Annotated in this window: 12 protein-coding genes; 6 read left to right on the top strand and 6 right to left on the bottom strand. The window is 70.1% G+C overall.

Going from position 1 to position 10,762, the window contains the following annotated elements:
• Positions 1 to 147: 147 nt before the first annotated feature.
• Genes ACFV9T_RS41685 through ACFV9T_RS41675 form a run of 3 tightly spaced genes read right to left on the bottom strand, consistent with a single transcriptional unit; the run spans position 148 to position 2,479 of the window.
• A complete protein-coding gene (locus tag ACFV9T_RS41685; protein WP_385448870.1) occupies positions 148 to 561 on the bottom strand; it encodes a RidA family protein in 414 nt (137 codons plus the stop codon).
• Complete coding sequence (locus ACFV9T_RS41680) at positions 558 to 1,379, bottom strand: IclR family transcriptional regulator (protein ID WP_385448868.1); 822 nt, start codon at positions 1,377 to 1,379, stop codon at positions 558 to 560. Before ACFV9T_RS41680 ends, ACFV9T_RS41685 begins: the two co-directional genes overlap by 4 nt.
• Positions 1,376 to 2,479 (bottom strand): sugar kinase, encoded by a 1,104-nt coding sequence (locus tag ACFV9T_RS41675; RefSeq protein WP_385448867.1) that lies wholly within the window; start codon positions 2,477 to 2,479, stop codon positions 1,376 to 1,378. Before ACFV9T_RS41675 ends, ACFV9T_RS41680 begins: the two co-directional genes overlap by 4 nt.
• 139 nt (positions 2,480 to 2,618) lie before the next feature.
• Between ACFV9T_RS41675 and ACFV9T_RS41670 the strand changes: the two genes are divergently transcribed.
• From ACFV9T_RS41670 to ACFV9T_RS41660, 3 genes are all read left to right on the top strand, one after another.
• Positions 2,619 to 3,923, top strand: a complete 1,305-nt coding sequence (locus ACFV9T_RS41670) for an amino acid deaminase (RefSeq protein WP_385448865.1) — start codon at positions 2,619 to 2,621, stop codon at positions 3,921 to 3,923.
• A gap of 260 nt (positions 3,924 to 4,183) precedes the next feature.
• Positions 4,184 to 5,806 carry an amidohydrolase family protein gene (locus ACFV9T_RS41665; RefSeq protein WP_385448864.1) on the top strand — a complete coding sequence of 541 codons (1,623 nt, stop codon included), beginning with the start codon at positions 4,184 to 4,186 and terminating at the stop codon, positions 5,804 to 5,806.
• 3 nt (positions 5,807 to 5,809) lie between these two features.
• Positions 5,810 to 6,178 (top strand): VOC family protein, encoded by a 369-nt coding sequence (locus ACFV9T_RS41660; RefSeq protein ID WP_385448862.1) that lies wholly within the window; start codon positions 5,810 to 5,812, stop codon positions 6,176 to 6,178.
• A gap of 14 nt (positions 6,179 to 6,192) precedes the next feature.
• Here ACFV9T_RS41660 and cyaB read toward each other — a convergent pair whose 3' ends face one another.
• Together cyaB and ACFV9T_RS41650 are read right to left on the bottom strand one after the other, a co-directional pair.
• Positions 6,193 to 6,750: a class IV adenylate cyclase gene (cyaB, locus tag ACFV9T_RS41655; RefSeq protein WP_385448860.1), complete on the bottom strand. Its 558-nt coding sequence runs from the start codon at positions 6,748 to 6,750 to the stop codon at positions 6,193 to 6,195.
• Between the two features lie 16 nt (positions 6,751 to 6,766).
• Positions 6,767 to 7,618, bottom strand: a complete 852-nt coding sequence (locus tag ACFV9T_RS41650) for a helix-turn-helix domain-containing protein (protein ID WP_385448858.1) — start codon at positions 7,616 to 7,618, stop codon at positions 6,767 to 6,769.
• Between the two features lie 163 nt (positions 7,619 to 7,781).
• Between ACFV9T_RS41650 and ACFV9T_RS41645 the strand changes: the two genes are divergently transcribed.
• A complete protein-coding gene (locus ACFV9T_RS41645) occupies positions 7,782 to 8,162 on the top strand; it encodes a hypothetical protein (RefSeq protein ID WP_385448856.1) in 381 nt (126 codons plus the stop codon).
• A 213-nt stretch (positions 8,163 to 8,375) separates the two neighbouring features.
• Here ACFV9T_RS41645 and ACFV9T_RS41640 read toward each other — a convergent pair whose 3' ends face one another.
• Positions 8,376 to 9,617 (bottom strand): helix-turn-helix domain-containing protein, encoded by a 1,242-nt coding sequence (locus tag ACFV9T_RS41640; protein ID WP_385448875.1) that lies wholly within the window; start codon positions 9,615 to 9,617, stop codon positions 8,376 to 8,378.
• 175 nt (positions 9,618 to 9,792) lie between these two features.
• Here ACFV9T_RS41640 and ACFV9T_RS41635 point away from each other — a divergent pair, with 175 nt between their 5' ends.
• Together ACFV9T_RS41635 and ACFV9T_RS41630 are read left to right on the top strand one after the other, a co-directional pair.
• The gene (locus tag ACFV9T_RS41635) at positions 9,793 to 10,077 is read left to right on the top strand and encodes a hypothetical protein (protein WP_385448853.1); all 285 of its coding nucleotides are present in this window, start codon (positions 9,793 to 9,795) and stop codon (positions 10,075 to 10,077) included.
• A 110-nt stretch (positions 10,078 to 10,187) separates the two neighbouring features.
• On the top strand, positions 10,188 to 10,762 hold a 575-nt coding region (locus ACFV9T_RS41630), incomplete at its 3' end, for a hypothetical protein (protein WP_385448851.1).

Below are 10,762 nucleotides of genomic sequence, written 5' to 3'. Positions count from 1 at the left end.
TTTTATTTCACCCGCCCCCCCCCTATATCAACCCCCCAAAACCCGCCGCCCGCGACTTTTGTTAATAACACACCCAACCGGGGTGGGGGGGGGCCGGGGGGGGGGGGGGGGTTCGATACCCCGCCCGCCCCGGGCGATCAGGGGGCCTCAGCCGAGAACGGCGAGGGCGTCGATCTCGACGAGCAGCCCGGCGGGGAGGCCGACGTAGATCGTCGTACGGGCCGCCGGGGCCTCCTTGAGGTCCGCGAAGAACTCGTTGTAGATCTCGTTGAACTCGGCGAAGTGGCCGGTGTCGGTGAGGTAGACGCGGATCATCACCACGTCCTCCCAGCTCGCCTCGCCCGCCTCCAGCACGGACTGCACGTTGCGCAGCGTCTGCAGGGTCTGCTCACGCAGGGTCGGCCCGACCGGGGCGGGGGCCTGGCCGGGGACCGCGGGGCCGAAGCCGACCTGACCGGCGACCTGGAAGATGTTGCCCTTCTTGACGCCGTGCGAGAACTTCGCGGGCGGGGCGGTGTGGGTGGCCGGGGTGATCGCGGTCTTCTGCAGCTTGTCGGTCATGAGGAGGAATCCTCGGCTCTCTTCTCGGGTGTTGCTTCCGGTGCATTGTCGGTTGGTTCGTGGGACGGCCGGGCCGGGGCGCCGCCCGAGTACTCCCGGCTGATGTCCTCCGCGGTGCGGCGCACCATGGGCAGCAGGGTGAGGAGTTCGTCCGCGGTGACGACGACGTTCGGCGCCGACACCGAGCACGCGGCGACGACCCGGCCGTCCGCACCCTGGATGGGCGCCCCGACGCAGTTGATCGACTCCTCGTGGCCGCCGAGGTCGGTGGCCCAGCCCTGCTCCCGTACGGTGTCCAGCTCCCGCAGGAACGCGGCGGCGTTGGGCGTGGAGCGGGCCGTGTACGCCGGGTACGGGAGCCGTTCGGCCAGCGCCCGCCGCTCGGGCTCCGGCAGGTCCGCCAGCAGCAGCTTGGCGACGGCGGCGACCGTGATCGCGACGGGTTTGCCGATCCGCGAGTACATCCGCACCGGGTAGCGGCTCTCCACCTTGTCGATGTAGAGGACCTCGTTCTCCTCGTACACCGCGAGGTGCACGGTGTGGCCGCACCGCTCGTTGAGCGCGACCAGGTGGGGGTGGGCGATCTCCCGTACGTCCAGGTTCTCCACCGCCTCCTGGGCGAGCGCGAAGAGGCGGGCGCCGAGCCGGTAGCGCTGGTCCCGCTGGCGGTAGACCATGCCGTGTTCGTGCAGCGTGCGCAGCAGCCGCAGCGCGGTCGACTTGTGCACGCCGAGCCGCGAGGCGACCTGCTCCAGATTGGCGGGTCCCTCCGCCAGCAGGGGCAGGATGCTCAGCGCTCGGTCGACGGTCTGGCTCATGGGTCGGTTACCTCCACCACCGCGGTATCGGCCCCCGATCGCTCCGGGTTCGCCCAGCCGGGGCCGAATCGCAGTGTGCCCCACTCGGCGGCGTCCAGCGTCACCAGCCGGTCGGCGTACGCGCGCGGCGGCGGGGTGCCGAGGTCGCCGGGGACGGTGAGGGCGGCGGCCGCCATCAGATGGCCGTGCCGCAGCCGCCGCTCGACGGGCAGGCCGCGCAGGGTGCCGGAGAGGAAGCCCGCGGCGAAGGCGTCGCCCGCGCCGACCGGGGCCACGACGTCCACGCGCAGGGCGGGTGCGAAGGTGACGGTGTCGGCGCCGTCCGCCCCTCGGGCGTACGCGGTGGCCCCGTCGCTGCCCTGCTTGACCACCAGCACGTCCGGCTCGGGCAGCGCCGCGCGGATCGCGTCCGCGCCGCCGCGGATGCCCCAGGCGGCCTCCGCCTCGTCCTCGCCGACGAAGACCAGGTCGCAGCCGCGGGCGAGGTCGAGCAGCACTCCCGGCCCTTCGTTCAGAGCCGGGTCCTCCCACAGCGAGACGCGGTAGTTGAGGTCGAAGGAGACCAGCGGGCGGCCTGGGGCGCGGGCGGTCAGCTCGCGCGTCAGGGCGAGGCAGTCGGGCGAGAGGGCCGGGGTGATGCCGGTGAGGTGGAGGACCCGGCCGGACCAGGTCTGTTCACGCGGCATGAGCGCCGGGGACATGGCCGAGGCGGCGGATCCGGCGCGGTAGTAGACCACTTCGGCGAGGGGCTCCTCGCCTGTGGGCTCGGATTCTGTGGGTTCGGATTCTGTGGCCCGCTCGCCCGCCGTACGGAAGTAGATCCCGGTGGGGCGGCGCGGATCGCGCTGGACGTGGCCGACGTCCACCCCGGTCGCCGCGATCTCCGTCAGCAGATGGTCGCCGAAGCCGTCGGTGCCGACCCGGCTGATCCAGCGCACGCTGTGCCCCGCGCCCGCCAGCCCGCACGCCACGTTGGACTCGGCGCCGCCGATCCCCCGCGCGAAGGCGGGCACCTCCGCGAGGCGGCCCGGCCGGGACGGCACGAAGGTCACCATCGACTCGCCGAGGCACACGACGTCGACACTCGGGGCTGGACGCACGATGGGTCTCGCTCCTTGCGGGTGGGGGTAGGTCACACACCGTTGACCCGGTGCTTGGCCGGATGTTAAACAGCGCTAAGCGTTATACGCAATGAACGTTGCAGAGAATGCAACCAGAAATGTACGGGAGGGCACCTCCATGGCCACCGACCACCGCGAGCACGCCGCCACGCACCCCGCCGTCGCCGGGCTCGCGCAGGAGCGTGTCGACCACCGCTTCAAGGGGCTGCCGCCGGACGCCGAAGGCCGCACCGTGGGCGAGCTGGCCGCCGAACGCCGCTCCCTGTTCACCGGCGGCTTCACCACTCCCGTACTGGCCCTGTCCGCCGAGGCCCTGGAACACAACCTCCTCGCCATGGAGCGCTACTCCGCCGCCCACGGCCTGGCCTTCGCCCCGCACGGCAAGACCTCCATGGCCCCGCAGCTCTTCGAGCGCCAGCTCGCCCACGGCGCCTGGGGCATCACCGCCGCCGTCCCCTCCCACGTGCGGATCTACCGGGCCTTCGGCATCCAGCGGATCTTCCTCGCCAACGAGGTAGTCGACACCGCCGCCCTGAAGTGGCTGGCCGCCGAACTCAACGCCGCCCCCGACTTCCGCTTCATCTGTTACGTCGACTCCGTACGCGGCGTCGAACTCATGGACGAGGCCCTGCGCCAGGCCGGGGCCGGGCGTCCCGTCGACGTCGTGGTCGAGCTGGGCGCGGGCGACGGCGCCCGCACCGGGGTCCGTACTGAGGCCGAGTGCGCCACGGTCGCCGACGCGGTCGCCGCCGCCGGGACGCTGCGACTGGTCGGCGTCGCGGGCTACGAGGGCGAGGTGCCGAAGGCGGACGGCGAGCGGGTACGGACCTGGCTGCGCCGCCTCACCGCCCTCGCCGCCGACTTCGACGCGGCGGGCCGCTTCGACGGCGTGGACGAGGTCGTCGTCAGCGCGGGCGGCAGCGCCTGGTTCGACGCGGTCGCCGACGTCTTCGCCGAGCTGCCCGCGCTCTCCCGGCCCGTCCTGAAGCTGCTGCGCTCGGGCGCGTACGTCTCCCACGACGACGGCCAATACCGGAACGTCACCCCGTTCAACCGCATCCCGGAGGAGGGCGAACTGCACCCCGCCTTCCGCCTCTGGGCCCAGGTCGTCTCCACCCCAGAACCCGGCCAGGCTTTCCTCAACGCGGGCAAGCGGGACGCCGCGTACGACCTCCACCTGCCCGAACCCCAGCTCATCCGCTCCGCCCGCGACGGCTCCCTCCGCCCCGCCCACGGCCTCGTCATCACCGGCCTCTCCGACCAGCACGCCTGGGTCACGGTCGCCGAGGGCGCGACCCTGGAAGTCGGCGACTGGGTCGCCCTGGGCCTCTCCCACCCCTGCACCAGCTTCGACAAGTGGCAGCTGATTCCCCTGGCGGACGCGGACGGCACGGTAACGGACTACATCCGCACGTTCTTCTGACCCACCCACCCGCCCTTCCCGGTGCTGCGCCCCAGCCCCCGCCACGGTGGGGGCGGCGCCCGCCCGGCCCCGACCCGGGCGTCCGGACCCCCTGGCCGGAGCCGGTCAGCCCGCCCCGGGGCGCGGGGGCCGCCGCCGCTGCCTTGCCCCGGCGGGGCAGGCGGGGTGTGGGGCCCGCAGGGCCCCACGTACCAAAGGGCGGGTGGGTGGGGACGACAGCGCGCCGCGAGCGCGACCGGCACACAGAGAGAAGGCACCGCATGGACCTCGTCATCCGCGACGCGCGCGTCATCGACGGCACCAGCGGTGCCGCCTACCGGGCCGACGTGGCCGTGGACGAGGGCCGTATCGCGGCCATCGTCCGCGAGGACGGCGGCCCGCGCCCCAGCGCCCGCCGCACCGTGGACGCCGACGGCCTCGCCCTCTCCCCCGGCTTCATCGACATGCACGCGCACAGCGACCTCGCCCTGCTCCGCGACCCCGACCACTCCGCGAAGGCCGCCCAGGGCGTCACCCTCGAAGTCATCGGCCAGGACGGCCTGTCGTACGCCCCCGTCGACGACCGCACGCTCGCCCAGATCCGTACCGCCATCACCGGCTGGAACGGCGACGGCTCCGACATCGACTTCACCTGGCGCACCGTCGGCGAATACCTCGACCGCCTCGACCACGGCTTCGACGGCCAGGGCATCGCCGTCAACGCCGCGTACCTCGTCCCCCAGGGCACCGTCCGCATGCTCGCCCTCGGCTGGGAGGACCGCGACGCGACGCCCGCCGAGACCGAGCGGATGAAGCAGCTCGTCGCGGAGGGCCTGGAACAGGGCGCGGTCGGGCTGTCCTCCGGCCTCACCTACACCCCCGGCATGTACGCCACCGACTCCGAACTCACCGAGCTGTGCCGGGTCGTGGCGTCGTACGGCGGCTACTACTGCCCGCACCACCGCTCCTACGGCGCGGGCGCCCTGCGCGCGTACGAGGAGATGGTGGCCCTCACCCGCGACGCGGGCTGCGCCCTCCACCTCGCCCACGCCACCATGAACTTCGGCCTCAACAAGGGCCGCGCCCCCGAACTCCTCGCCCTGCTCGACACCGCGCTCGCCGACGGCGCCGACATCACCCTCGACACCTACCCCTACCTCCCCGGCTGCACCACCCTCGTCGCCATGCTCCCCAGCTGGGCCGCCGAGGGCGGACCCGACGCGATCCTCACGCGGCTGCGCGACGACGCGACGGCCGAGCGCATCCGCCACGTCGTGGAGGTCGAAGGGGCGGACGGCTGCCACGGCGTACCGATCGAATGGGACCGCATCGAGATCTCGGGCGTGAGCACCCCATCCCTCCACTCCTACGTCGGCAAAACGGTCGCCGCGAGCGCCCGCGAACGCGGCGAGGAGCCGTGGACCACCGCCCGCCGCCTGCTCCTGGACGACCACCTCGGCCCGACGATCCTCCAGCACGTCGGCCACGAGGAGAACGTCCAGGCGATCATGAAGCACCCCGTCCACACGGGCGGCAGCGACGGCATCCTGAACGGCGCGAAGCCCCACCCCCGGGCGTACGGCACCTTCCCCCACTACCTGGGCCGCTACGTCCGCGAGCTGGGCGTCCTGTCCCTGGAGGAGTGCGTCGCCCACCTCACCGGCCGCCCCGCGGCCCGCCTCCGCCTCCCCGACCGAGGCCTGATCCGCGAGGGCTACCGCGCCGACCTCGTCCTCTTCGACCCGGACACGGTGGCGGCGGGCTCTACCTTCGAGAACCCGCGCACCCTCCCGACCGGCCTCCCCCACGTCCTGATCGACGGCCGCTTCGTCATCGAGGACGGCCACCGCACGAACACCCTGGCGGGCCGCGCCATCCGCCGCGTCACCTCCGGGCATGATTGACGCATGCTGACCATCGGATCCGTGGTGCTGGGTGTCGCGAACGTGCCCCGCGCGGCCGCCTTCTGGATGGAAGCCCTGGGATACGTCCCCCGCGACGAGATCGAACCCGACTGGGTCGTGCTGATCCCGGCGGAAGGAACCGGGGTCCAGCTGTCGCTCGGCCTCAGCGCGACCCCGCCCCAGGACCATCCGCGGATTCACCTGGACCTCTACGCAGGTGACGCCGCCGACCAGGCCGCGGAGGTCGAACGCCTGGTGTCCCTGGGCGCCCAGCGCGTCGACTGGGACCTCTACCCCGACGACGCCGACTTCATCGTGCTCGCCGACCCGGACGGCAACCGCTTCTGCATCATCGACACCGGCCACGGCTGATGGGTGGGCGAACTTCAGGTGCGGTGGGCGACGACGGCTTCGGTGTAAAGCTCCGTCGTCAGGTCGTTTTCGGAGATGCCCAGCTCAGAAATAATCGAGCGCACATCGGCAAGGGCAGCCGATAGCTCGTGCTCTCCTTGGACCAGAGTCTCGACCTCCAGGAACGTGCCCTCGATCTCGGGCACCTGCACCAGAGTGGCCAGCACATCCCGACCACGGACGCTGAAGTCATAGTTCACGCATCGCTTCTGAAACGCGAGTACAGGAACGAAACCGAGACCTCGAAGTATGGCGCCGACGGCGTCAGGGTCTTCCACACGCGTTTCGTGTTCCCGCTTCGACCCTGACCCTTCATCAATGCGTGCACTCTTGTACGTGAGCACAGAGCGAGTTGAACCGCCTCCGCGGATGGTCCGGACCCTCAGCTCCCGGTCCTGCGCACCCAGGTCTCCCGACGGGGCGTCATAGTAGGTGTCCTGATACATCTCGATTCGCGCGTCCGCGAACCGGTCCAGCCGCGCGGTTACGGATTCAGGATCGCGAACTCGGGCTTTCAGTTCGGCCTCGATCAAGTCCTGCTCCCTCTCCTCAGATGACACGAGTTCCTTCATCGACCATGGACTCGAACATACGCTGGAACCCTCGGAACAGGGGCCCCTGCGGCGCTTCCATAACCTTGTAGGCAGCAGACTCGTGGCCCTCCCAGTCAGCATCGAAGGTCGAAACGAACATGGTGTCATCCACTCGGATAACGCGCCAGGTCGGCCGCGCGTCGTATCGATATACCCGCAAGTCGCAGACATCCGATAGCTCACGCAGCCGCGCCTCAGAGAGCACGATTCCTGCCGCCAGTGATGCGAGAGACTCGCCAATCTCGACTGCCCGGTCGGCTAAGGCCGGGGATTCAGGGTCGAGCAGCAGGACTCGTACGCGAGGCCGCTGCCTCCCTGCCGCTCGGGCGAGAGAGGAACGGAGAAGTGAATCTTTCAACCCAATGAGCCCGAGGCCCCGCACAGCGAGCACGTCCAGCTCTTCAGCCGAAGCCGCACGCTGCCTGATGTCTTCTGACGCGGCGACCTGCTGTGCGTACACGTGAACGACTTCCGGAAAGGCTGCCAAGTCAAACGGCCCACCGTCATCGCTCGCGGCGCTTACCGCCGCAAGGCCCATCAACTGACGAGCGTCATCCGGCATGCCCAGCCCCTCCGCAATACGTTCGAACACATCGAGCCGAGCGACCACTCTCCTTCCGTTGATGATCTCGTTCACCCGCGCCTGAGTCATGGTCACAGCCGCCGCGATCCTGGCCTGGCTCACTCCGCCATATTGCTGGACACGGCGAAACAGCGCCCCTACGTCGCGCTCGCGCAGCGCATTGCGTACTTCGGTCCGCTGCCAGGCCCAGTCGGGCAGTTCGATCGGTGCCAGCACCGTTGGCATGATCCCCCTCGGTTCCACCGTGGGATGAAGAACCATCCCACGGTGAGATTACTGCTCGGGTATCGATCTCACGCCGACTTGCGTCGAATCCTGGTCTGATGAGAAAAGAAAATCTACCTGTACTCGAATCGGCCGTTCACAACGCGCACGCGGGGGTGGCGCGGTGACCGCGACAAATGGTCTACGGCTACTGCCGTGGTCAAGCCCCGAAGGCAAGCCGTGCTTCTTGTCAACGGACAGCGGCAGCAGCCGCTTGAGCCGCAGGGCGGATGAGATCGAGGACCTTCAGCTGTCCATGGGCGCCGAACTCCTCGGCCACGCCCACGCGCTGCTCAATGAGCGGAAGGCCGACGTCCGGGAAGTCCGCTTCCTCGCGGAACGGCTGTGCGAAGCGCTGCGCGACGCACTGCGGGTCGCGGAGAGCCGGGGCGAACGCTTGCCCACGCACGATGACGATGACGATGACGATAGCGATGCCGACCAGACGGGCGAAAACACCGAGCAGGTGTCCGCTGCCCCACAAAAACCGTTGTCCACTTCGTGACTCATAGCCCCCGCTCTCTGCCGGATGACTCATGGGTTCGTTGGTCAAATCCCGGTTTCGGCTACCGCTTGTCCGTGACTTTTGACCCCGCGCCGATCACGGGCGACGTGACGCGGCGTGACGTCATCACGGAGATGGCACAGGCCATCCTGAGCGGGGAAATGTACGAGGACACCTGTCCCGGCCCCGGAGGCCCGTGAGCGCTTCCGGGTTTCAGGCCAGGGCCCCGGTACGGACGGCTAACTCCCGCAGGCCCTCGACGCGCGCGGGCCTGTACAGCAGATCCGACGTCAGTGCCCTGAGCGCCGGGCGTTGCGCTTCCTGCGGTGCTTCTTGCTCGACACGGCGCAGCGCGGCGAATGTCTGCTGACCGTCGCCCAGGGCGTGCCACATGCGGGCGGTGTCGGTCCAAGCCCGGGCGCGGCGCTCGGCCGTTGGCATGCGGCCGATGTTCAGGCCCGCTGCGATCTTCACGCCGTCGTCTGGAGTGCCGAGGGTGTTGAAGACGCCGATGCGGTAGACGTCGACCTGGGTACGAGTGGCGTCGACGGTGAACAGGCCACCGGGGGCTGGACGGCGCTCTACCTCTTCCCCGGCCTCGTCGAGCAGAGTGAGCGCCGTTGTACGGTCTCCTCCGGCAGCCGCCGAGTACGCGGCGGTGAGCAGCAGCGTGGTGCGTACGGCTCCGGTGCGCGTGTCGGTGGTGTCGAGTTCGGCCGCCTCGCGGGTGAGGAGGTGTACGGCGGAGGACCATCGGCCAGAGCGCCGCATGGTGATGGCCAGCACGCGGGTCGCCTCTCCGACGGGGACCGGCGTGCCGCTGGCGCGTGCGGCGGACAGGGCACGGTCGGCTGCGACCCAGGCCGCGTCGGAGTGCTGCTTGGAGGCGAGTTCCGCGGCCAGCACGTACGTGCGGGCAAGGACGGCGGACGCCTGCTGACGCTCCCGGCCGGTTGCGGCGTCCCTGGTCGCCTCAGCAGTGGCAAGCAGACCGGGCAGGGTGCGGCCGAGGTCGCTGTAGCGAGCGGTCGTGTAGGTCTGCCGCGCGGCGGCGGTTTGGGCCATCAGGTTCGCCAGTGGCACCGGTTCGGCGTTCGGTAGCCTGAAGAGGATGTCTTCCAGGTCGGCGGCCGGCAGCCCATCTGCTGTGCCTGTGCCAACGATGACGGTCGCCCCAGCGGCCAGTGCCCCGGTAAGTAGCTTCCTGCGACGCACCGCATCCTCCTCGTCCGGCGTACCCCCGGTTGCCACGGTAGCGATCGTCGGCCCCTCGGACACAGCAGCACCGCTCAACCACTCGGCAGGAATGGCCAGCGCTCGGGCCATGAGGGGAACCACGTCGGAGTCGAGCCGCATCTTGTTGCCCTCGATCCGGGAGATCGCCGACGCCGAGTAGCCGACCATGAGGCCGAGCTGTTCTTGCGTCAGGTGGCGCGCGTTGCGGGCGCCGCGGATGAGGGCTCCTGTGTGCCGACGCCGCGCGGCCGGGGAGAGTCCCCTCCTCGTCGAGCCCCATGAACTGAGCCCCGGTTCGGTGCAGCCGATTGACCAGCACGTTCGCCGACAGGGCCGAATCGGCCGTGTGGCCACAGCTCGGGATCGAGGCAGCTTGTGCGCGAGGGCCGTCGCGGTGGCGCCACACTTCCGGGACGACTTCTTCGACTGCCTGACCGTCCGCAGGGACGCGCTGTTCGAGCTGACCGACGCGACGCTCATCGTGGGGCTGCACGGAGTCCTGGAGCGGCATCCCTGGTTCGAACGGGTGAGCGCTGAAGACGACCTCAACGAGGACGTGTTCAGCCTCGCAGGTCCGGCTGCCGGACAAGCCGCGCGGGCGGCGGCTGCCGAGCTGGCCGCCGTGGCGGACTCGGTTCGCCCTCACGGACCCGGACGGCGCGGCGGAGGCCTTCGCTGACGCCCTGGGCGTTAGCCGGACGTTAGCGGTACGGCGGTGGTTCAACAGCGGCGACCGACAGTCTTGTTGTCACGAGCCCGAACCACCGCTTCGACAGATACGGGGAAGCCATGTCGCACCTTTCCACCCTCCGCGCCCGCAAGGCCGCAGCCGCCTTCGCGATCACCGTTGCCGCGCTGGGGCTCACGGCCTGCCAGGGCAATGAGACGGACGCCTCGTCCTCGCAGGACCGCACCTCGGCGAGCGCGAGCGCCTCCCAGTCCCCCGGTTCCTCGGACCAGGCCGATGGCGCCAAGGCCTCGAAGGGGGTCCCGAACAAGCCCGACACGAAGTGCACCGACCAGATCAACTACGCGGGCGACCCCCGGGACAACGCCACCATCAACAGCATCGGCTCCGACACCGGCACCTGCCCGCCGGTTCAGGGCGACCAGACCGAGGGCACCCCCAACCTGGACGGCGTCAAGTGCACCGACCAGATCAACTACGGCAGCGACTCCCGCGACAACGCCACCATCAACAGCATCGGCTCCGACACCGGCACCTGCCCGCCCGTCCAGGGCGACCAGACCGAGGGCACCCCCAACATCGACGGCGTCAAGTGCACCGACCAGATCAACTACGGCAGCGACTCCCGCGACAACGCCACCATCAACAGCATCGGCTCCGACACCGGCACCTGCCC

This window comes from Streptomyces sp. NPDC059850 (assembly GCF_042731515.1).
Taxonomy (GTDB): Bacteria; Actinomycetota; Actinomycetes; order Streptomycetales; family Streptomycetaceae; genus Streptomyces.
Note: the sequence above shows the minus strand (reverse complement) of the source record. Positions and strands in the feature narration are given on the sequence as shown.

What these genes read in the sequence shown, in the direction of transcription:
- ACFV9T_RS41685 (WP_385448870.1), bottom strand. Translation starts at nt 561, where the DNA reads ATGACCGACAAGCTGCAGAAGACCGCGATCACCCCGGCCACCCACACC.
- ACFV9T_RS41660 (WP_385448862.1), top strand. Translation starts at nt 5,810, where the DNA reads ATGCTGACCATCGGATCCGTGGTGCTGGGTGTCGCGAACGTGCCCCGC.
- ACFV9T_RS41670 (WP_385448865.1), top strand. Translation starts at nt 2,619, where the DNA reads ATGGCCACCGACCACCGCGAGCACGCCGCCACGCACCCCGCCGTCGCC.
- ACFV9T_RS41680 (WP_385448868.1), bottom strand. Translation starts at nt 1,379, where the DNA reads ATGAGCCAGACCGTCGACCGAGCGCTGAGCATCCTGCCCCTGCTGGCG.
- ACFV9T_RS41665 (WP_385448864.1), top strand. Translation starts at nt 4,184, where the DNA reads ATGGACCTCGTCATCCGCGACGCGCGCGTCATCGACGGCACCAGCGGT.
- ACFV9T_RS41650 (WP_385448858.1), bottom strand. Translation starts at nt 7,618, where the DNA reads ATGCCAACGGTGCTGGCACCGATCGAACTGCCCGACTGGGCCTGGCAG.